The 20,101-nt window shown below is 45.8% G+C and carries 27 protein-coding genes; 15 read left to right on the top strand and 12 right to left on the bottom strand.

The annotated features are described in order from the left end of the window. Window positions 1-83 precede the first annotated feature (83 nt). Window positions 84-764 carry a hypothetical protein gene (locus MKZ04_RS06760; RefSeq protein ID WP_020451848.1) on the top strand — a complete coding sequence of 227 codons (681 nt, stop codon included), beginning with the start codon at window positions 84-86 and terminating at the stop codon, window positions 762-764. On the opposite strand, the gene MKZ04_RS06755 is transcribed toward MKZ04_RS06760, so the two are convergent. After that, complete coding sequence (locus MKZ04_RS06755) at window positions 757-891, bottom strand: hypothetical protein (RefSeq protein WP_020451847.1); 135 nt, start codon at window positions 889-891, stop codon at window positions 757-759. The genes MKZ04_RS06760 and MKZ04_RS06755 overlap by 8 nt on opposite strands. Before the next feature lie 122 nt (window positions 892-1,013). Between MKZ04_RS06755 and MKZ04_RS06750 the strand changes: the two genes are divergently transcribed. The 3 genes from MKZ04_RS06750 (at window position 1,014) to MKZ04_RS06740 (ending at window position 2,280) form a co-directional block, all read left to right on the top strand. Continuing rightward, window positions 1,014-1,184 (top strand): YozD family protein, encoded by a 171-nt coding sequence (locus MKZ04_RS06750; RefSeq protein ID WP_020451846.1) that lies wholly within the window; start codon window positions 1,014-1,016, stop codon window positions 1,182-1,184. A 109-nt stretch (window positions 1,185-1,293) separates the two neighbouring features. Then, complete coding sequence (locus MKZ04_RS06745; protein ID WP_230368172.1) at window positions 1,294-1,905, top strand: phosphatase PAP2 family protein; 612 nt, start codon at window positions 1,294-1,296, stop codon at window positions 1,903-1,905. Window positions 1,906-1,968: 63 nt separating this feature from the next. Then, complete coding sequence (locus tag MKZ04_RS06740) at window positions 1,969-2,280, top strand: YodL domain-containing protein (protein WP_173636688.1); 312 nt, start codon at window positions 1,969-1,971, stop codon at window positions 2,278-2,280. A 37-nt stretch (window positions 2,281-2,317) separates the two neighbouring features. On the opposite strand, the gene MKZ04_RS06735 is transcribed toward MKZ04_RS06740, so the two are convergent. The 3 genes from MKZ04_RS06735 to MKZ04_RS06725 all read right to left on the bottom strand — a co-directional run bounded on the left by MKZ04_RS06735 (window position 2,318) and on the right by MKZ04_RS06725 (window position 4,416). After that, complete coding sequence (locus tag MKZ04_RS06735) at window positions 2,318-2,449, bottom strand: hypothetical protein (RefSeq protein ID WP_020451843.1); 132 nt, start codon at window positions 2,447-2,449, stop codon at window positions 2,318-2,320. A 70-nt stretch (window positions 2,450-2,519) separates the two neighbouring features. After that, window positions 2,520-3,392 carry a TIGR03943 family putative permease subunit gene (locus MKZ04_RS06730; protein ID WP_043054346.1) on the bottom strand — a complete coding sequence of 291 codons (873 nt, stop codon included), beginning with the start codon at window positions 3,390-3,392 and terminating at the stop codon, window positions 2,520-2,522. A 16-nt stretch (window positions 3,393-3,408) separates the two neighbouring features. Beyond that, on the bottom strand, window positions 3,409-4,416 hold the full coding sequence (locus tag MKZ04_RS06725) for a permease (protein WP_043054345.1): 1,008 nt from the start codon (window positions 4,414-4,416) through the stop codon (window positions 3,409-3,411). Window positions 4,417-4,624: 208 nt separating this feature from the next. Here MKZ04_RS06725 and deoD point away from each other — a divergent pair, with 208 nt between their 5' ends. Both deoD and MKZ04_RS06715 read left to right on the top strand, forming a co-directional pair. Next, the gene (gene deoD / locus MKZ04_RS06720) at window positions 4,625-5,323 is read left to right on the top strand and encodes a purine-nucleoside phosphorylase (protein WP_003182742.1); all 699 of its coding nucleotides are present in this window, start codon (window positions 4,625-4,627) and stop codon (window positions 5,321-5,323) included. 33 nt (window positions 5,324-5,356) lie between these two features. Next, on the top strand, window positions 5,357-6,178 hold the full coding sequence (locus MKZ04_RS06715; RefSeq protein ID WP_025811280.1) for a M15 family metallopeptidase: 822 nt from the start codon (window positions 5,357-5,359) through the stop codon (window positions 6,176-6,178). A gap of 34 nt (window positions 6,179-6,212) precedes the next feature. Here the strand turns inward: MKZ04_RS06715 and MKZ04_RS06710 are convergent, their stop codons facing one another. Together MKZ04_RS06710 and MKZ04_RS06705 are read right to left on the bottom strand one after the other, a co-directional pair. Beyond that, window positions 6,213-6,467 (bottom strand): hypothetical protein, encoded by a 255-nt coding sequence (locus tag MKZ04_RS06710; protein WP_020451839.1) that lies wholly within the window; start codon window positions 6,465-6,467, stop codon window positions 6,213-6,215. A gap of 94 nt (window positions 6,468-6,561) precedes the next feature. Then, window positions 6,562-7,272 carry a class I SAM-dependent methyltransferase gene (locus MKZ04_RS06705; protein ID WP_316072984.1) on the bottom strand — a complete coding sequence of 237 codons (711 nt, stop codon included), beginning with the start codon at window positions 7,270-7,272 and terminating at the stop codon, window positions 6,562-6,564. Between the two features lie 159 nt (window positions 7,273-7,431). Here MKZ04_RS06705 and MKZ04_RS06700 point away from each other — a divergent pair, with 159 nt between their 5' ends. Next, the gene (locus MKZ04_RS06700; protein WP_020451837.1) at window positions 7,432-8,829 is read left to right on the top strand and encodes a S41 family peptidase; all 1,398 of its coding nucleotides are present in this window, start codon (window positions 7,432-7,434) and stop codon (window positions 8,827-8,829) included. A 44-nt stretch (window positions 8,830-8,873) separates the two neighbouring features. Here MKZ04_RS06700 and MKZ04_RS06695 read toward each other — a convergent pair whose 3' ends face one another. Both MKZ04_RS06695 and MKZ04_RS06690 read right to left on the bottom strand, forming a co-directional pair. After that, window positions 8,874-10,355 (bottom strand): sodium:solute symporter family protein, encoded by a 1,482-nt coding sequence (locus tag MKZ04_RS06695; RefSeq protein ID WP_020451836.1) that lies wholly within the window; start codon window positions 10,353-10,355, stop codon window positions 8,874-8,876. Next, window positions 10,355-10,558, bottom strand: a complete 204-nt coding sequence (locus MKZ04_RS06690) for a DUF3311 domain-containing protein (protein ID WP_059230618.1) — start codon at window positions 10,556-10,558, stop codon at window positions 10,355-10,357. The genes MKZ04_RS06695 and MKZ04_RS06690 overlap by 1 nt, the downstream gene beginning before the upstream one ends. A gap of 320 nt (window positions 10,559-10,878) precedes the next feature. Here MKZ04_RS06690 and MKZ04_RS06685 point away from each other — a divergent pair, with 320 nt between their 5' ends. Beyond that, entirely contained in the window at window positions 10,879-11,484 is a 606-nt protein-coding gene (locus tag MKZ04_RS06685) for an alpha/beta hydrolase (protein ID WP_020451834.1), read from the top strand. A gap of 44 nt (window positions 11,485-11,528) precedes the next feature. Here the strand turns inward: MKZ04_RS06685 and MKZ04_RS06680 are convergent, their stop codons facing one another. Further along, on the bottom strand, window positions 11,529-12,149 hold the full coding sequence (locus MKZ04_RS06680) for a nitroreductase family protein (protein ID WP_020451833.1): 621 nt from the start codon (window positions 12,147-12,149) through the stop codon (window positions 11,529-11,531). Between the two features lie 134 nt (window positions 12,150-12,283). Here MKZ04_RS06680 and MKZ04_RS06675 point away from each other — a divergent pair, with 134 nt between their 5' ends. The 3 genes from MKZ04_RS06675 to MKZ04_RS06665 all read left to right on the top strand — a co-directional run bounded on the left by MKZ04_RS06675 (window position 12,284) and on the right by MKZ04_RS06665 (window position 13,700). Continuing rightward, window positions 12,284-12,604: a winged helix-turn-helix transcriptional regulator gene (locus MKZ04_RS06675; RefSeq protein WP_023857369.1), complete on the top strand. Its 321-nt coding sequence runs from the start codon at window positions 12,284-12,286 to the stop codon at window positions 12,602-12,604. A gap of 5 nt (window positions 12,605-12,609) precedes the next feature. Beyond that, entirely contained in the window at window positions 12,610-13,356 is a 747-nt protein-coding gene (locus tag MKZ04_RS06670; RefSeq protein ID WP_025811284.1) for an SDR family oxidoreductase, read from the top strand. Between the two features lie 65 nt (window positions 13,357-13,421). Next, a complete protein-coding gene (locus MKZ04_RS06665) occupies window positions 13,422-13,700 on the top strand; it encodes a hypothetical protein (protein WP_043054342.1) in 279 nt (92 codons plus the stop codon). A gap of 113 nt (window positions 13,701-13,813) precedes the next feature. Here MKZ04_RS06665 and MKZ04_RS06660 read toward each other — a convergent pair whose 3' ends face one another. Further along, window positions 13,814-14,512 carry an expansin EXLX1 family cellulose-binding protein gene (locus MKZ04_RS06660; protein WP_020451830.1) on the bottom strand — a complete coding sequence of 233 codons (699 nt, stop codon included), beginning with the start codon at window positions 14,510-14,512 and terminating at the stop codon, window positions 13,814-13,816. A gap of 228 nt (window positions 14,513-14,740) precedes the next feature. Next, window positions 14,741-15,193, bottom strand: a complete 453-nt coding sequence (locus MKZ04_RS06655; protein ID WP_020451829.1) for a germination protein GerT — start codon at window positions 15,191-15,193, stop codon at window positions 14,741-14,743. Window positions 15,194-15,274: 81 nt separating this feature from the next. Here MKZ04_RS06655 and rarD point away from each other — a divergent pair, with 81 nt between their 5' ends. The 4 genes from rarD (at window position 15,275) to bshB2 (ending at window position 17,591) form a co-directional block, all read left to right on the top strand. Further along, window positions 15,275-16,207: an EamA family transporter RarD gene (rarD, locus tag MKZ04_RS06650; RefSeq protein ID WP_020451828.1), complete on the top strand. Its 933-nt coding sequence runs from the start codon at window positions 15,275-15,277 to the stop codon at window positions 16,205-16,207. A 74-nt stretch (window positions 16,208-16,281) separates the two neighbouring features. Further along, the gene (locus MKZ04_RS06645; RefSeq protein ID WP_023857365.1) at window positions 16,282-16,557 is read left to right on the top strand and encodes a hypothetical protein; all 276 of its coding nucleotides are present in this window, start codon (window positions 16,282-16,284) and stop codon (window positions 16,555-16,557) included. Window position 16,558: 1 nt separating this feature from the next. After that, on the top strand, window positions 16,559-16,909 hold the full coding sequence (locus MKZ04_RS06640) for a YojF family protein (protein WP_020451827.1): 351 nt from the start codon (window positions 16,559-16,561) through the stop codon (window positions 16,907-16,909). A gap of 16 nt (window positions 16,910-16,925) precedes the next feature. After that, on the top strand, window positions 16,926-17,591 hold the full coding sequence (bshB2, locus tag MKZ04_RS06635) for a bacillithiol biosynthesis deacetylase BshB2 (RefSeq protein WP_025811289.1): 666 nt from the start codon (window positions 16,926-16,928) through the stop codon (window positions 17,589-17,591). 42 nt (window positions 17,592-17,633) lie between these two features. Here the strand turns inward: bshB2 and MKZ04_RS06630 are convergent, their stop codons facing one another. Then, window positions 17,634-18,992, bottom strand: coding sequence for an MATE family efflux transporter (locus MKZ04_RS06630; protein WP_023857362.1), 1,359 nt, complete (start codon window positions 18,990-18,992; stop codon window positions 17,634-17,636). Between the last annotated feature and the right edge of the window lie 1,109 nt (window positions 18,993-20,101).

Here is a 20,101-nt window from a genome sequence, read left to right as displayed (position 1 = left end):
GTAACCTTAGCCCATGCGAATTAACAGCACTCAGCATACGATAAGCGTAACACGGAAGCTTCAAGGCAAGGGGGAATCCAAATATGAAGTCAAACGCGCCTAAATTCAAAGTCGGGGATGTTGTCGTTGTCGTGATGTACGGGACGGTCGGAACGATTACAAAAGTTCATAAAATCGATAAGCATTTTTTGTATGAAGTCAATCATAATGAAGTGCTTTATTTTGAAACTTCTCTTCAGCTCTACAAAGATTATGACGGGGTCATTGTCGATACGGAAAAGCTTGATATCGAATATGAATTTTTAATCGGGGATGTCGTCTATGTAAAAGATTACGGCAAAGAATTGTTTAAAATCACCGGGCACAGAACGGAAATTTGGAGATATGTGGAGGATGGCTGGGAAGATATCATTTACGAGCTGACCCGTTTGAAAGACGGAGAATGGCTTGAAACCGAAGAAGAAGATTTAACGCTCGTCCTCAGAACTTACGAAATGGACCAGTTCGTCCATCAGCTTCTGTTTGTTCATTATGTCGGCGAAGCCGGACAAGAGCTTGATGAACCGATATCTGAAAAGGTGTTTCTGCCATTCGCGGGGGATCCCGAGGAGCATGAGCATGAGCGCAACATGGCTGTTGCTGTCGTGGATGAGCTGCTTGATATTTACAATGACTATAAAGTATTGTATGAAATGTTTCAGGATGCGGAATATAAAGAAATGATGGAGTTTGTGTTAAGCAGCCTGAAAGAATATTTCAAATGATAAACAACAAATATAAAAAGTAAGGAAAACAGCCGAACACAATCAGGCCGAACATGGCTTTCAAGACCTTCCCCAATACCAGGTCAAACCCTTCTCCGTCAAGTGCTTCAAGCGTTTTTTGGATCATTTTCTTTTCCCCTTCCGGCTTTTGTCTTGTTACGACATGTATATGACAGAGGACAAACATTATGACAAACCGGTTATAAAACCGGATGCCAGCTCATACATCAGAATAAGGAGGCGATCACAATGAAAGAAATTGAACTGATGATAGATACAGAAGAAATCGCTGATTTTTTTTATCTAGAGCTGACAAGAAGAGGCTACATACCGAGCGAGGACGAACTGTTCGAAATTGCCGATATCACCTTTGATTATCTGATTGCAAAATGTATGATAGATGAGCATATAGAGGATTGAAAAAAGGGACCGGGGCGCACCTGCTCCGGTTTTTCTTATAAATTTGCCCGGCGGGGGAGCCGGGTGTAAAATGTTTAAAAACAATGACAAGGAGGCACTGATTTTTTCAATGTATAAAGCACTATTTTCAGCCGCTGTCTTTGCAATGATGGCCATTCTTATCCGCATCCCGGCGGTTCAATCGTTTGATGTGAGCGTGATACAAGCTCTCGAATCTGTTAGACACCCGGTTCTCACAGCGTTTTTTAAAGCGGTGACAGAGCTTGGGTCAAGCGGCTTCATGCTGCCGCTGATGCTTGCTTTAACCTTGGTACTTGCCGTCTATAAAAAAGCAGCGGCATCACTGTATCTTTATTTGCTGTTTTTTGTTGAAAGAACGGCCAATGAAGCTTTAAAAGGCTGGATTGCCAGAGAGCGCCCTGCGATAAACCCGCTCGTCCACGAATCGTCACACAGCTTTCCGAGCGGCCATTCAATGAATGCGGCGAGCATATATCCGTTTATCGCATATCTCTTTTTGCTCTGCATTCCTTTTTTTCAACAACGCAGCCGCGCACTTTACATGTGGACAGGCCTTATCGTCGGACTTATCGGCATCAGCCGCATGTATCTCGGCGTTCATTATATGACAGATGTCATCTCAGGATTTTCTCTCGGTCTGGCGCTGTTTTTCATCTTCAAAAAAATTGGCGAAAAGTACCCGCTTGTTCGACAAAAGTAGTCAAAGGGATTGAGCCGCGAAGCGCCAATTGTATAAAAAAAGGAGGGATCTGTATTGCCGTTAATGTTTCAACTGTTTAAAAAGAAGCTGACACCTTATGATGTGACGATTTTTCAAACGCCTTGCTTTGGTGAAGATAAGGGATATGAAATGGTTTACAGAACGGAAATAAACGGCAGAACCCATGAAGATGTGCTGGAACGGACATTTTCCACTTTCAATGTTTATGACACGGTGCCGAATGATTATAAGGCGAGATTCCTTGCAACAGGCGACATCGTTTTAATCGATGAAGGAAGAAAGGGAAAAACCTATTATAAACTGCTGTCTACGGGATGGAGCAAAATCAACCGCATTTTGCTGCAGTCATCGTAAAGCTGAAAAAACTGCGGAAGCGCTGTCCGCAGTTTTTTTATGTTGTATTCTTTCGTTTTCTGGCGCTGAATTCCTTTTCGTGTGCATCCTCTGCCGCGATGACGTCCTTTGTCGGGATGTGGTTGTTCTTTTTCTGACCGGTGACTCTGTTTCGCTGTTTTTTGCCCATCATTTATGACCTCCTTCCTAAAAAATAGGATGACTAAACGCCCCGCTATTTATCCAAGAGAAAGTCGTCTTTATTCTGTCATATTGATCGCGGCCGGGTAGACATACGGCTGCTTCGGCTCGCTGATCTCCTTCCATCGCTTCGTGCGGATGATCGGGATGACAGCGCCGTTATAAGATGCTTTGCCGAGCGTTCCTTCCAATTCAATCCATGTATCAGGCTGCAATTGCTCAGCGCCGCTCCATTCGGCGAGAAACCCGATCAGGCTGGCGTCTGCGATGCAGTGTGTGATCATAAATCGGGACAGCACGAGCTGGCGTGCGCTCAGCCCCGCTTCCTTATGGACGAAGCCTTTGACCGTGATTTCTTTTCCAATGTAATGATCAAGACGGCTTGTCACTTCATCATAATAGTCTGCAAACATATCGTCATTCATGACAATTCGCTTTTCATGCTTAAATTGCTCCATCTTCCGGTCATACGCCGACTTCGGCATCGCTGAATCGGCGAGCCCCTGCTGAATCTCCGGTGTCATGACATGTTCCTTTTCGCCTTCGGTTTGAGGGGCGATCTCCGTTTTGGTGAGCATCGTCCCTTTATTGGCGGCGACAGACGAATTCAGTACAGCCGGGGAAAGGGTGAATCCGGTGATAAGGGGAAGCGTGATTACGCCATAATGCATCAGCCTGATGAAAAAAGGCTTTGATTCGTCATGATCATGTCCGCAGCCGCAATCTCCAGAGTGGTCATCCTTCACCGTCCAGACCCTTGTCAGCTGAATGATAAACAGAAACGCAAACACACCTGCGGCGATGAGGCTTGTGTAATCGTATTTCGGATTGATCAGCTTATCAATTTCCCCTGTGTAATGGAGCTTGAAAATAAAGACGGAAAAAGCCGCCAACACGAGTGCGCGCAAAAATTGCCGAGGCTGAAAAACCATTGGTGAAACCTCCTTTCTAAAGCAAACTGACAAATTTGATACAAACATAGACAACAACTGTGATCAGAATAGACAAACAAATGACGAACTTCGGCTTAAACGCATGCAGCATCATGACCGTATTTTTTAAATCGAGCATTGGTCCGTATACGAGAAAAGCAAGGATGGACGAAGAAGGAAACAAATTGGAGAAGGAGGCGCCGATAAATGCATCCGCTTCAGAGCACAGTGATAAAAAGTAAGCCAGTCCCATCATGACCAATGCCGAGTCGAGCATGCCCCCTCCGAACAAAAACAGCGATTTTAACGGGAGGTAGGTTTGCACAAGTGCGGCAATTAAAGCGCCGATAATCAGAAACCTTCCCATATCAAAGAATTCGTCAACAGCGTGTTTCAGCATATCAAATAGCTTTTCCGAAAAAGGGGATTGTCTGCCGGAATGGGCGCAGTGTGCAGCTGTTATGCTGCTTTCCGTTTTCAGCTGGCTGGAGCGGAACATCATGCTGATCGCAAAAGCGATGATGACCGCTGCGGCAAAACCGACAGCAACCCTTAAAACGGCCATTCGCAAATCATTGCCAAATGCCATAAAAGTGGATAAGATGACAATCGGATTGATCAGCGGACCTGTCAACAGAAAGCCGACGCCGGCGTAGATGGGAACGCCTTTTGAGACGAGCCTTCTCACGATCGGGACAATTCCGCATTCGCAAGCCGGAAAACAAGCGCCGAGCAAACAGCTGACAATTACTCCTGAAAACCTGTTTTTTGGAAAAAGCGAGCGGATGTGCTCTTCAGTTACAAAAATCTGGATGAAACCGGCGATCAATACCCCGATTAATACAAAGGGAAGAGCTTCGATTAAAATGCTGATGAAAATCGTATTCAGCTGCTGAACGGAAGCCGGAATCTGGAAGGGGAGGCCTGCGGCGAGCGATCCGCCGGCTGACACAAGGCATAGCAAAACACCGATGACAACAAGCCCGGTAAAGTCGATTAAATAACTATTAAGTGAACGAAACATCACTTTTCCTCCATCCTGAAATAGCTAATCGTAATGATTCTTTTTTAAAGGTATGCCTGTCCTTTTTTAAACATGACAACAAAAGAATGATGCCGAAGCGTTGCAGGGCTTTATTTTCTTTTTCCGCGATGTTGGTTTATAATACATATGCGAGTGGATGCTGCAATCATCATCACCAATCAGCTTTAAAAAGGCAGGAGGAATATTCATGAGCGTACATATTGGCGCAGAAAAAGGACAAATTGCAGAAACGGTGCTGCTGCCGGGAGACCCGCTGCGTGCAAAATATATCGCTGATACATATTTGGAAAACGTTGAATGTTATAACGAAGTACGGGGAATGTACGGCTTTACGGGCACTTATAAAGGAAAGCGCGTTTCCGTACAGGGGACAGGCATGGGTGTGCCGTCTATTTCAATTTATGTCAATGAACTGATCAGAAGCTATGATGTGAAAAACCTGATCCGCGTCGGATCGTGCGGTGCGATCAGAAAAGACGTCAATGTAAGAGATGTCATTCTGGCAATGACTTCATCAACCGATTCGCAAATCAACAGAGTGGCATTCGGATCGATCGACTTTGCGCCCTGCGCAGACTTCGGCCTGTTAAAAGCTGCTTATGACGCTGCAAGTGAGCGGAACATCCCGGTTACGGCAGGGAACGTGTTTACGGCGGATCAATTCTATAATGACGACAGCCAAATTGAGAAGCTTGCCAAACATGGAGTGCTTGCGGTCGAGATGGAAACGACGGCGCTTTATACATTAGCTGCGAAATTCGGCCGAAAAGCCCTCTCCATTTTAACGGTCAGCGATCACGTTATTACCGGCGAGGAAACAACAGCAGAAGAAAGACAGACGACCTTTAATGATATGATTCTGCTGGCTCTGGATACCGCATTGTAACCAGATACATGCACTGAAAAAGGATGGATTCGAATGAACGGAAAGTACAAATACGTGACGATTGCTTCATTGCTGAGTGCAGCGGTTCTGCTTGGCACAGGATGTACCATGACTGAACAGAAGCAAAATGACACGGCTAAAACACAGAACACTGCAAATGCAAGCAAAGATGCGAAAGACCAAAAGGACGACAGCAGCCTGGAAGATCAGGAGTTCATACTTGAGAGCAAGTATTTTAATCAAATTAAAGATGTAGACGGGCTGCCGACGATTCAAAATCCGGAAAACATACTGGCGCTTGTCAATAAAGAGTACGCGCTTCCCGGCAACTATGCACCGAGCGACTTGACAGTGCCTGATGTCGCGTTTTCTTTTACCGAGGATATCGACAAGCGGTATATCAGAAAAGAAGCCGCCAAAGCGCTTGAAGAGATGTTCAGTGCCGCGAAAAAAGAAGGCTATGAACTGGCTGCGGTGTCCGGCTACAGATCCTATGACAGACAAAAAGCGATCTATAACAACGAAGTGAGCCAAAAGGGAGAAGAAAAGGCGAAAGAAGCTGTGGCATATCCGGGTCAAAGCGAGCATCAGACAGGACTTGCGATGGATATTTCCAGCAAAAGCAACGGCTTCGCCTTATCAGAGGACTTCGGCAATACGAAAGACGGACAATGGGTCGAGAAGAACGCCTACAAATACGGCTATATCATCCGTTATCCGAAAAACAAAGAAGACATTACGAAATATAAGTATGAACCATGGCACCTGCGCTATGTAGGCAAAAAAGCGGCTAAAGTCATCCAAGAACGCGGCTTGACGCTTGAAGAGTATTTTAAACAGGTGAAAAAGATATAAAAGGGAAAGGCCGATAGATATCGGCCTTTTCATGTTACCAAAAAAACAAACCTGCAAGGGCCACACCGGCAATTAAACCAAGGCCAAGTCCGTATACAGGGCCCCAACCCCATCCGCCGCCGTAATATCCGTAGGCGAATCCGCGGCCTCCCCGTCTGATCATCGGGGCGATATACACTTTGCTTGGTGATACACGGACGATTCTTCCGACATGGACGCGGCCTCCTTTGTCGGTGATTCTCGCAACTCTGCCAACATTTTGGTGGCAAAACCTATAATATCGGTCCACTTGAATGCTCCTTCCATCATCTAATCTATTCCTAGTCAGCTTATGATAGTTTCAATAGAAAAGGTTGGACGAAAGAAGGAGGACAAATGATGGTTTATAGATGTGATATAAAAATAATATGATCAAGAGAATCCCGGTATTTTTCCAGGTAATGCAGGTGTTTTTCCATTGTTTCATAGTTTTTGTCGGAAATCGAAGGCGACAGATCCATTTCGACGGCGTCATCAGGGTCTGCTGTGTCTTCCAATAGGACAGGGATGATGCTAACCTTTGAAAATCCTTCTTCCCGCAGGACATTGACCCATTCATTCTCGGCATATAAAGCGGTGAATCCGTAAAAGTCCGTGATTTCTTTTTTGGCTTCGTCTGTCAGAGCGTTGCCTTCCTTAAGGCACACTTCGATCGCGATTAACATCCCTCCGGGTTTTAAAATCCGCCGGATTTCCTGTAAAGCGGACCGGATATCTGTGAAGCTCAGTACAGATTCAGATAATACACAGGCAAAGCTTTCAGACTGAAACGGCATTTCCTCGAGTGGAGAGTGGACAATCGGAATGGATAGCTGTTCTTTTTTGAAACGCTGTCGGGCTTTATCGATCATGACCGGGTCGGCATCAAGGGCAGTGACAGGAAACAGCAGCTGCCCCAAATAAGCGGCGGTCTGGCCGGTTCCGCAGCCTGCATCAAGAATCGGCTGCTCAGGGTCGATGCCGGCTTTGGCGAGCACTGCCTTTGACAGGGACATCCCGCCAGGATGAGCGGATGAGACGCCGAAGCTGGCAAGCATGTCTAAATAATCGCTCAAATTGAGATCCCTCCTTTTTTGTATGCATATGCAAAAAAGGAATAATGGTTGAAAAACGATCGAATCCCAGCAGACCGGAAAATCGGATCCTGAGTAATTCGAGTTGACGAATAAAGATTCGTCCATGATAATATGGTAAGAAGAAAAGGTGGTGTTCGTTTGAAACAGCAGTTAAAACTCTTTTTGGCTGTATTGATTACGGCTGTCGCCGCCTCCGCACTGACGCTTTATCTGGTGGGCAAAGGCAGCGGCGGTTCAGTATATTCCGCTTCAGACTCCGAGAAATTCGAAAAGCTGATGGCGGCGTACGACAAAATCAAGAGCGACTATTATCAAAATGCAGACGATGAAAAGCTGACTGACGGGGCAATTAAAGGGATGCTTGGAGCTTTGGACGATCCATATTCAACATACATGGATAAGAAAGAAGCTAAAAGCTTTGAAGAAAGCATTACCTCTTCTTTTGAAGGAATCGGCGCCCAAGTAGAAGAAAAAAATGGACAAATTCTAATCGTCGCGCCTATTAAAGGATCTCCCGCAGAAAAAGCCGGCTTAAAGCCGCATGATGAAATTCAGAAAGTGGACGGCAAAAGCGTAAAAGGCAAGACCGTCAACGAAGCGACAGCAATGATCCGCGGCAAAAAAGGCACGAATGTCAAGCTTGTTCTCAACAGGGGAGGCGTCGGCCAAATCGATGTTACGATTAAGCGCGATACGATTCCAATCGAAACGGTGTACTCTAAAATGATCGGCGGCAACATCGGTGAAATCCAAATTACGTCTTTCTCTGAAAATACCGCTAAGGAACTGACGAAAGCCATTGATGACTTGTCTGAAAAAGGTGCGGAACGATTCGTGCTTGACCTCAGAGGAAATCCCGGCGGCCTGATGGACCAAGCGATTATGATGAGCAACATGTTTGTCGATAAAGGCAAAACCATTATGCAGGTTGAATCCAAAAACGGGAAAAAAGAAGTGTACAAAGCTGAGAAGGAGCGAAAAGTGAACAAGCCGACCGTCGTTCTCGTCAACGGAGGAACGGCAAGCGCCGCTGAGATCATGGCCGCAGCACTTCACCAGTCTTCAGGCATCCCGATTGTGGGTGAAAATACGTTTGGAAAAGGAACGGTTCAAAATGCGGAGAGCTTCTCTGACGGATCGACCGTCAAGCTGACGATTGCCAAGTGGCTGACGCCAAATGGTGACTGGATTCACGAAAAAGGAATCAAACCTCAATATAAAGCGGAGCTCCCAAGCTATGCTAAACTGCCGTACCTGGATTCCAAAAAAGAGTATAAGGCAGGCAGCACCGGAGACGAAGTGAAAGCTGCCCAGCAAATGCTCCAAGCGCTCGGCTATAAGCTGAATGCGACGGGGGCATTCGACGCACAGACAGAGGCTGCCGTTAAGGCTTTTCAAAAAGACCAAAAGCTGAAAACGACAGGCATCCTAACGGGCGAGACGACGATCAGCATGACAAGTAAGCTGCAGGCTAAGCTTGCTGACAATGATACGCAGCTGGATAAAGCGATTGAGATCTTAAAAAAAGAAAAATAAAAGAAACCCTTGCGCTCACACGAAGCGCAAGGGTTTTTTAGTGATCAAGCGCTTTTTTGCACATCCTTCTTAGCATGGAACAAAAAGCTGATCACAGAATTGTGTTTTACATTTTTCACAAAAAACGGATTCAACAAGACAACGGTCAAAAGATTGGCGGTAAGCCCCCAGAAGCCTTCGTAAATGCCGAAAGTGGCACCTGTTAAATAAACGGTAAATGTAACGGCCAGGCCGATGAGAAGACCGATGATCGTCGCTTCCTTCGTCTGGTTTTTCCAGAACAGGCTGATGACGATGGCAGGGAATATCTGCACCATGCCTGATACACCGAGCAGCTGAAGCGTTACAAGCGCTGCCGGGAACAGCATTCCGAATAAAAGGGCCAGACCGATGACGACGAATACCATCGAGCGGGTGATGATCGTCAGCTTTTGTCCCGAAACGCGGGGGTTGATCAAATCGCGGTATAAATTGTTAGCGAATAGGTTGGATGCCCCTATCGCCATAATCGAACACGGGATCAGACTTGCCAGGGCAATCGTTGAATAGGCGAATCCTTGCGTGACGCCGCCGTAGGAACTTTGAATTAAATACAGCAATGCAAATCTCGGGTTAATGTCATCAGGAAGTACGAGAAATGCGATAAAGCCTAAGAAAATGACTAAAATCAATACAATATTGTACAACGGCAGAAACATACTGTTCTTTCTGAGTGCATCCGCGCTGTTCGCCGTGAAAACGCCTGTCGCCGCATGGGCCCACATGAACAGAGCAAACGCGGAAACGATCGATGCCGTGATGAACCAGGCGATTCCGCGAGGTCCGTCAGAAGGGATTGTCAGCATATGCGGCGCTTCATTTGCCAGCTTGTCAATCATCGGCGTCCAGCCGTTAAAATGGATGAGCGGCAACGAAACGACCATAAACAGCATCATCACCCAAACTAAAATGTCTTTAATAATGGCAGTGTATGTAGGACCTTTGATGCCGCTGAAAAACGTATAAAGCGCGACAAGGACGAACGAAATGATTACGACGACATTGACGTTAATAAACCCTGTACCCGCGATTTGAAGCGTATCCTGAATTCCGCTGAGCTGCAGGCAGATATACGGGATCAGCATTAAGACGCCGACAATCGCAACAAGCGAAGACAGGAGCTTGCTGCTGAAGCGCTCCCTTGCATAATCGGCCAGCGTTGTGAGCTGGTGCACTTTCGCAACCTTCCAAATCTTCGGCAGAAAAAAATAGGCGATGAAATAGGCCAAAACCGAATAAGGAATCGCGAAAAAAGCGACGCTTCCGCTTGTAAAAGCGGTGCTTGTCAATCCTAAAAACGTGTAGGCCGTATACAAGTCGGCACCCACAAGAAACCAGACGAGCAGCCCTCCGAACCGCCTTCCGCCGACAGACCACTCTTCAACCGATTTCCGCGACTGCTTATTGCTGCCGGCGATAAACCCGATACAGACCACGGTCAAAATAATGCCGGCGGTGATGAGGAGCGCTGTTAAATTTCCCTGCATCACTCATAACCTCCGTTTCTTTTCTCAAATCTGTAAATCGCAAATGTGATCATCGGTGTCAGCACAATCCACAGCACCAGCCAAAAATGAAAAAATGGAAGTCCGAAAACGATCGGATCAATCCGGTTTACAAATGGTAGCAAAGCAAGCTGCCCGACAAAAGGGATGATGAACAAAACCCATTTAAAAAGCTGTTGATTCACCTTTTTTCCTCCTTTAGCGATTTTAATGTTCATAATCATAGCAGTTGTCAGATTTAATCACAAGATAATTATTAGAAAAAAGTGATTTTTTAAATTATTTAAACAGGCGTTCTGGCTTGCATATTCGAAAGTATAACTTTACAATAATTAATATCTTGAATTCGAGATAAAACAGAATGAAGAGGATCACCATGCAGGAGACTGCTGAGTAAAAGAATGGGAAAGAGACGGGCGAACGGGGGCTTTTTGATTGATGAACCGCTGGAAAGCACCGGCGCAATGACATCGCTGAAACAAAATGGGAAAAGGAGTGAAAGGAAATGAATCATATATATGAGAAAGGGAATTCTGATACCACCCTGTTGTTATTGCATGGAACAGGGGGAAACGAACACGATCTTCTGCCGATCGGCAGGATGATTGATTCCGATGCAAATTTACTCGGAGTCAGGGGAAATGTGCTGGAAAACGGAATGCCCCGTTTTTTCAGGCGCTTGAGAGAAGGGGTGTTTGACGAGAAAGATTTGATCGACCGGACGGATGAATTAAAAGCGTTTTTAGATGAAGCCGCAAATGAATTTCACTTTGACAGGAGCCGGGTGGTCGCAATCGGTTATTCAAACGGCGCCAATATCGCGGGAAGTCTGCTGTTCCGTCATGAACGTGTACTGAAAGGGGCGATTTTGCATCATCCGATGGTTCCGTTTAGAAATCGCAAGCTCCCTGATATGACAGGCCTGCCCGTGTTCATTGGAGCCGGCAAAACAGACCCCCTCTGCCCACCGCAGGAATCAAGCGAGCTTGCCGGCTATTTCACAAACGCCGGCGCCCAAGTGCTCCTTCACTGGGAAAGCGGCGGTCATCAGCTGACACACAGCGAGATCGACCAGGCGAAAATCTGGTATGAAAAGCATATAAAAGCATAAAAATAAACCTTAGTCCTTTTTGGGGACTAAGGTTTTTAGCGTGTTTACAGCCATGTAGATACGTCAGACACATCAAAACGATTGCTTTTGTGCGCAGGTTTGACCGGTTTTCCGATCGAAATCAGCATGACCGGTACATAACGTTCGTTGATGTTGAATTCTTTAACGAACGCTTGCTTGTCAAAGCCGCCCATCGCGCATGTGTCATAGCCCATAGCTTTAGCCGCAATCATCAGCTGCATGGCCGCGAGCGATGCGTTAGTAAAGGCGGCGTCTCTTGCAAATCCGCTGTTTTGATAAGCGCCGTTGATTTGTCCGAGCAGCGTGTTTTTAATGTCTTCAGTCATATAACCTGCTTCTGTCAGAGGGCCGTATACGGCTTCACCGTTCAGGTTCGCTTGTAAGTCTCCAAGCACGGCTACAACCGCAGATGCCTGGCTGACTTGTTTTTGGTTGAACGCGATCGGAAGGAGCTTATCTTTTGATTCTTGGCTGTGGAAGACTGTAAAATGCCAGTGCTGCAGATTCCAGGCTGACGGAGCCTTTGTTGTGACGCTCAGCAGCTTTGTCAGCTCCTCTTTGGAAATGGAAACGCTTGTGTCATATTCTTTAATCGAAGTACGCTCTTCCAGAATGTTGAGAGCAGTGTTTTCTTGTGAAGACATGTGACTTCCTCCTTTGGGCTAAACATGTTATGATAGAGTCAGACAAAAAGTTAGAAACTTACTTTTTGTAACTTTATTGAGTATTTTAATGGCACACATTATATTTGTCAACTGGATATGGAGGGGTGAGAGAATTGGGGTTTACAATGTGTCCTAGAATGGAAGCCGCCTTTTCTTTACTCGGCAAACGATGGAATGGATTGATCATCCATGTATTGTTGGATGGACCTAAACGGTTTAAAGACTTGACCGAAATGATACCGATGATTAGCCAAAAAATGCTGGCTGAACGTTTAAAAGAGCTCGAACACTGCAAAATAATCGAGCGCCAAGTGCTGCCGGAAACGCCGGTAAAAGTCATCTATCAATTGACAGACAAGGGAACGGCGCTAGAGCCTGTCCTCAGAGAGATACAAACCTGGGCCGAGCATCATTGCGATCCGGAAGGGAGCTGACCGGATTGACTAGTAAAGAAACAGTCGTCATTACAGGCGGGGCCAAAGGCATCGGAAGAGACCTTGTGACCGCCTATGCTCAAAAAGGTTTTATCGTCGTATTCGCCGATGTACTGAAGGAAGAGGGTGAACAGCTTGAAAAAGAGCTGACCGCTTCCGGAGCGCGGGTTCAGTTTGCAGCTTGTGATGTGGGATCTGAAGAAGATGTGAAACAGCTGATGCAGGAAGCTTCCCGAAACGGCCGTTCGATATCTGCGCTCATTAATAACGCGGGCAGATCAGTTTGGAAGTCCCCTTATGATTTGACGGCGGAAGAATGGGACGATGTTCTGAATACCAATTTGAAAGGCGCGTTTCTTTGCGCAAAAGAAGCCGCCAAAAAAATGAAAGAAGCGAAAACAGGCGGAGCCATCGTCAATATCGCTTCGACAAGGGCGTTTATGTCCGAGCCTGACTCGGAAGCCTATGCCGCGTCAAAAGGGGGCTTAATCGCTTTGACTCACGCATTGGCCGCGTCTTTAAGCAAAGATTCAATCGTCGTCAACAGCATTTCCCCGGGATGGATCGAAACCGGTGATGATACTGCCCTGCGGCCTATTGACCACGAACAGCATTTGTCAAACAGGGTCGGCCGCCCTCAGGATATCGTCAAAGCATGCTTTTACTTGACCGATCCGGACAATCGCTTTGTCACCGGTACAAACTTGACGGTGGACGGCGGAATGACAAAAAAAATGATTTATGAAGAATAGCCCAAACGTTTCCCGACTTTATGAATACCTTTACTATAGGCAGACATAAAGGAGGATAAAAGCCAATGAACCCTCATATGCTTTATTCGAGATCAGGTCCTGCCGGATACCCGGCCAGATTCCCGTTATTCTGGGGTTTTGGAGCGCCGCTTGTCGGCGGATTGCTGGGCGGATTTCTCGGAAGTGCGATTTTTAACTACCCAAGACCTTACGCTTACCCGCCGCCATACCCGGGACCTTACGGCGGCACGCCTTATTACGGCTACGGGTCAGCTCCTGGGGCCGTTCCGTACGGAGGTGTTCCGGGCACAGCTCCATTCAGAGGGGCGGGACCGGGCTATTGATCAATAAGCCAATTGTTGCTGGCATCTAAAATGCCGGATGTCCAATATGAAGCGGCGGCCAAAGCTTGCGAATCTTTTCGCCTTTGGCCGCCGTCTCATTCTTTCCGGATCGATCAGTCAGGGAACTGTACTTTTCCAGGTACGGTATATGCGCTTGACGTCCCGTTTTCCGGCAGCTTTTTGATCGTGTCTTTTACGACTTTTCCTCGGATATCTGTAATTCTGACTTTAAGCGGACTTGTCCCAAGATTGGTGCTGACGAAATGGTTGTAGTCCGTTTTCTCCATGTTGATCCACTTTCCGCCTTTGTAATATTCCATTTTCATGACGGGATATTTGTGATTTCTGACTTGGATTGCCGCCCACCACTGGCTGCTGCCTTCTTTGATCCGGTAAGTGAAATTGCCGGTAATCGGCGCTTTGACTACACGCCATTTAATGTTGATTTTGCCGTCTTTCATATCGCCGATCTGGCGAAAAGCGTTCGGTGAAAGGTCAAGAGCTCCCGGCGCGCCTTCAGGATACAGATCGGTCACATAGACGGTCGTTTTTCCTTTCGGCCCTTCAACCCGCAGATAGGCGCCGGCAAGAGCTGCTTTCACTCCGCGGTAATTCATATCTGTCGGATTTAAAGCGGTGATCTTCATATTGGACGGAATAGGATCCAAAAGCAATGCACCGCCGGAGTAACCCGACCCCGTGTAAGTGGCGTAGCCCTTATGCAGTGAGTTGTATGCTGCAGAAGCTTGAGGTGAAAAACAAAGGATCGTCAAAAACATTGCTGTGATCAATAAGCTGATTTTCTTTTTCATATCCATCCTCCTGTTTTATAAATTGAGAACCATTATCATTATAAGGACTAACTGACAACAGCCGAAAGAGCAAATAGTTACAGAGATTTTTTAAGGAATAATGACTACCACCGTTGAAATGTAAAAGTTCAGCCGCATGTCAGGCAAATGAGGTGATCATCCTTGAGGACTAGTGTTAAAATGGTACAGGAAGAAAAAAAACAGCCTGCTTTGCCAAGCTGGCCGTTTTCAAAACGTGATGTCGATTTCAGACAGGTTAAAGTCCTCATTTTTTAAGAACATCACTTCTAAAATGCCGTCTTTAAATATTGCTTTCGTACCCTTTCTGCGCACTAGAGAGGGGAGAACGACTTTTTCCTGCCGCCCTTTTTCAGGGTAGTTTTCTATGATCAGGGTTTGTGAAGTATGTTTAATTTTCAGAAGGTTAAGCTGTTCTTTGGTGAGCGGTATTTTAACAAATACATGGCTTGTCGTTTCAAAAATATCAATCGGATCAGATTCATCTGCCGCCTGTGTTTCTTTTGAGAGAGGGTCACGAAAAGGAAATTGAACTGCATACCCCGGGCCGAAAACGCTTTTCATCATGTGGTGGATATACTGCTCCACATCTTTCGGGTCAGCGTTTTTTAATCCGTCCTTGGAAAACTGCTGAAATGGAAAAAAGCGTTGCCAATCAAACACGATCACACTTCCTTTCACATAGACGGTACAGTATATGCAAAAAAGTGCGGAAAGTGATGAGAAGAAAGGAAAGAAACAGACATGAATCATTCATCTCAAACGAAAGGAATCATTTACACAGCGCTTTCTTATCTGCTGTGGGGGCTCCTTCCTTTATATTGGAAAGTGCTCGATCAGACGGCTGCGCTCGATATACTGGCGCACCGGATTATCTGGTCATTTGTTTTCATGTGCGGCGTGCTTCTCGTTTTGCGGCAGTGGAAAAACGGAGTCAAAGCATTTCGCGCGCTTTCGGGAAACCGTAAGGAATTTGTACCGCTCATTTTGTCGTCCGTTCTGATTTCGATCAATTGGTATGTCTACATATGGGCTGTCAGCAACGGTTATATTCTTGAAGCGAGCCTGGGCTATTACATCAATCCGCTCGTATCGATCGTGCTCGGAATTGTCTTTTTAAAGGAAAAGCTGACGCGGATGCAGGGAGCGGCAGTTCTTCTCGCTGCCTTCGGCGTGCTTATTTCCGCCTTCCAGTACGGTTCCGTGCCGTACATCGCCCTGATACTTGCATTCAGTTTCGGGCTCTACGGACTGGCGAAAAAGCGGACATCGCTCTCAAGCGCCATAGGACTTACCCTGGAAACGATGATGATCGCTCCGGTTGCAGTGATCTATCTGTTGTTCTTCAGCCATCCGGAAAAGGCTCAAGCCGCTTCAGGGAGCATCGGCATGATGGTACTGCTGTTTTTGGCAGGAGTGTTAACTGCGATTCCGCTGCTTTTATTTGCGGAAGGTGCGAAAAAACTTCCGCTTTATCAAGTCGGCATTTTGCAATATATCGCTCCGACCATTACATTATGCTTAGGCGTGTTCGTCTACCATGAACCGTTCAGCAGCAGTAAGGTCTTTACGTTTACCTGCATATGGGCGGCGCTGATTTTGTTTACACTTTCGCAATTTCAATGGAAGAAACCGGAGAAGGTATTTTTAAAAAGAAAAAATTCCTTTCATCCGTAAGCCCTTTTTCTTTTCAATAAGCACTGATTATGTATAATTAAACATTATTGAAGCACTTCGGAGGTTATTCCGTCATGGCAGACGAACTAGAGCTTTTCCGGGCGTATAAAACCCTTTGGAAAAACCGGACGATGGACGGAGAAGGCAGGCAGGCGCTTCATCGGGCGATTGATGATGAGTTGAACGACCTCCGCACCCATCCAAGGCTCAGAAAGACGAAGCACGAAAAATACTATCAATCAATCCGGCGCATTGTGAATTCACAATTGGAACCAGATATGAAGCTCAAGCTGATTGAATGGCATACGGAACGATTGGAGTTATTAACAAACGAAGAAAGCAGGGAGTAACATGAAAGCAATAATAAAAGAAGATGTGCAGGCTTCTTTGGAAACATTTTTAAACCAGCCTGTTTACATTCATTTGGAGACGACAACCGGATCGTATTCCGCGCATAAAGATGAGCAGAACATGACCGTGGTGGCGTATATCAGAAACGCGAAGGTGACATGCTCCCGCGCCAAAATCACGGGCGAGGGGCCATTTCGCGCCGGTTTGAAAATCGAAGACGGCTGGATCTACGCCGAAGGCCTGACGGATTATACGGTTGATGATGAAGGAAGGTTGCTTCTCGCCGGCTATTTGCCGGGCGGCAAACTCGCCATTTCGCTTCAAATCAGCAAAAAGCCATTTGCAGTCTAAAAAGAAGGTGTTATAGATGAAAAAACATTTACTCGTGATCTTGCCGCATCCTGACGATGAATCTTTCGGAGTCGCCGGCTTGATCGCCTTAAACCGAAAAGAAGATATACCTGTAACATACGCGTGCCTGACGCTGGGCGAGATGGGAAGAAATATGGGAGACCCGCTTTTTGCCAACAGGGAAACCCTTCCGCTGCTCAGAAAGCAAGAGCTGATCGACGCCTGCAGGGAAATGGATGTACAGGACTTGCGCATGCTCGGATACCGCGATAAAACGCTCGAATTCGAGGATGAAGAAAAACTGGCCGATCGAATAGAGGCTGTCATTGATGATGTAAACCCGAGCCTTGTTGTGACGTTTTATCCGGGACACGGCGTTCATCCTGACCATGATGCGTGCGGTGCTGCGGTCATCAGGGCATTATCGCGGAAAAAGAAAGAAGACCGGCCGCGCGTCTTATGCATGGCCATCACCCACCACAGGGAAGAGGTTCTTGGCAAACCTGACGTCGTTCTTGATATCAAAGAAGCCGCAGATATTAAAATGAACGCGCTCAAAGCGCATAAATCTCAAACAGGTGGCTTTATGAAAGAAATAGAGAAAAAACTCGCCAATGGCGAGCCGGTTGTTGAGACATGGTTTGAAAAAGAAACATTTTGGACCTATCAATGGAATGATTAAAATGATCAAAAAAGGTGTCGGGCATATGAGCCCGGCACCTTTTTACACGCTTTGAGTGTGAATATAGCGGTTTTGAATGCGTTTGAGCCTGAAAAACAGCCCGACTGCACCGGCTGCGAGCCCCGTGATCAGTCCGATCCAGTACCCGAAAGCTCCGAATGAAGTATACGTTCCGATCACAAAACCGACCGGAAGCCCGATAATCCAATACGAGACGAGAGCTGTGACAAGCGTGTAGTTAACATCTTTATATCCTCTGAGCGCTCCTTGAATCGGAGCCGCGATGGCATCTGACAGCTGAAAAAACAACGCAAACAGCAAGAAGTCCTTTGTCAGAAGCAGCACATCCCGGTCAGCCGCATACAAACCGGCGATTTGCTCTCTGAACAGTAAAATGATGAGTGCGGTGAATAATGAAAAACCGACCGCTATTGAAATGCCGAGATAGCTGTAGGTTCTCGAGTCTTTAAACCGTTTTGCTCCGGCCTCAAAGCCGACGACAATTGTCAGCGTCATCGATACGCTCAATGGAAGCATGTAAAGAAGCGAAGCGAAATTCATTGCCGCCTGATGGGAAGCGATCGTGACCGTGTCAAAATGGCTCATCAGCAAAGTGACAGCTGCGAATATACTCGTCTCAAAGAAGATGGCGAAACCGATCGGAATGCCGATTTTCAGCAGTTTCATACTTTCAGCAAAAGAAAATGAATAGAATGTTCCAAAAATCCTAAACTGGTGAAACGGCGTCTTTTTGTGGACGATGTATAAAGAGATCAGACAAATGCACCAATATGTGATGGCGGAAGCCATACCGGCTCCTGCTCCTCCAAGCTTTGGAAAGCCGAAGTTCCCGAAAATGAACAAATAATTCAAAACAAAATTAATGGGCAGAGAACAGAGCGTAACCAGCATCGTCACCCGCGTTTTTCCGAGTGAATCAATAAAGCAGCGCATCACATTGTAAACAAACAACGGCAATATGCCGAGCCCGATGCAGATTAAATATTGCTTTGCGATGACCGCTACCTTCTGTTCAAGATCGAGATTCTCAAGCACCGGATCAATCAGTAAGTACCCGGAGACGATCACGGCAATGCTGATGATTCCGGCCACATAAATCGATTGAATAACAGTATAAGGGACATCCTTTTGCCGCTTGGCCCCCATCAGTTGGGCGACCATCGGTGTTACAGCCGTCAAAATGCCGGCAAGCCCTGTATAAACCGGGGTCCACAAACTCGAGCCGATTGCGACGCCGGCGAGGTCGGCGGCACTGACTTTGCCTGACATCACCGTGTCGAGAACCGTAATGAGCGACAGTCCCGCTTGCGTAATCAAAATCGGAATTAAAATCGTTAAAAACTGCCTTGTTTTCTCCCGCAAATCCTTTGTTTCCCTCATATCAGTTCCCCGTTTCTTTTGGATAACGAGAGAAATTATAACACGTTATGTATAAAATGCAATAAATGTCTGTTCAATCTTTTTTCGCCTGTTTTGCTTTTTTAAACATTTGCACATAAATAAAGGAAAGAGAAAGAATTCCTAAACACGTACATAAATATTGACATATTTTTTGAATGGTCAAGAAGATTCACCTCCATATCTTAAAATGCGTCATAAAAGGAGGAAACATGCATGAAAGCGGCGGTAATAAACCGGAAGTTTTTTTATGTGTTTTCTAATAGTAAATAACGACTATTGATATACAAAAAAGAATGGGTATTAAGTGTTAATTTTACATTTATCTTTATATTAAGATAGGAAATAAGAATCTATAGATGAAATAGTAAAACGCCGTTCGATCTAAAAAAAAGATACTCCCAATTCCGGATGTTGGCAAAAAAAAATGTATGATATAGTCAATTTATGGTTTCGTGGAGGAATTTGTGCTGAAATGTAGAAATGTATAAGTGATCCTGATCTTTGCTTTTCGATTAGGCAATAGATGAGGATTGATCGGCGATTTACGGTAAACTAATGAATAAGAATACGCAGTTTTTACACCCTCAACTTGAACGCTGGGCTTGACCGTTTGATCCGAAAAAGAAAATCGGCTGTAAAACGGCACAGAAATCCGCATGTTACGGCGTCTATTCGGGCTGTTTCGGCACATGCAGCATATCCAGTTAACTCCTTCTCGCTGTTTTTCACCATGAACCTCTGATTTTAAAACAACTGATCATCGTATTTCCGAAAACTTAAAACTCAAACCTTTGCAAAAAAAGCACCCGATATCTCGAGCATTGAAAAAAGTGTTGATTTTTGTCAATGTGCCTATCAGTCTGTATTTTTAATAAGAAATTTGTAAAAAGGCAAAAAGACTATTAAAAAAATATAAATTAGACCGATACAAATCGTGAATTGCATTTTTTGCTTAAGAATATAAAAGGGGGCTTTCAGCCAAAGGCCATCCATACGGTGATCAGATCACCTGCCTGACCGGCTGGATAAAGTCTTAAGCAATGGCAAATGTAATGGCATACATAGAGAGAACGAAAATGAAACGGGAG

It is taken from the genome of Bacillus sp. FSL W7-1354 (genome assembly GCF_038002405.1).
GTDB classification, from domain to species: Bacteria; Bacillota; Bacilli; order Bacillales; family Bacillaceae; genus Bacillus; species Bacillus paralicheniformis.
Note: the sequence above shows the minus strand (reverse complement) of the source record. Positions and strands in the feature narration are given on the sequence as shown.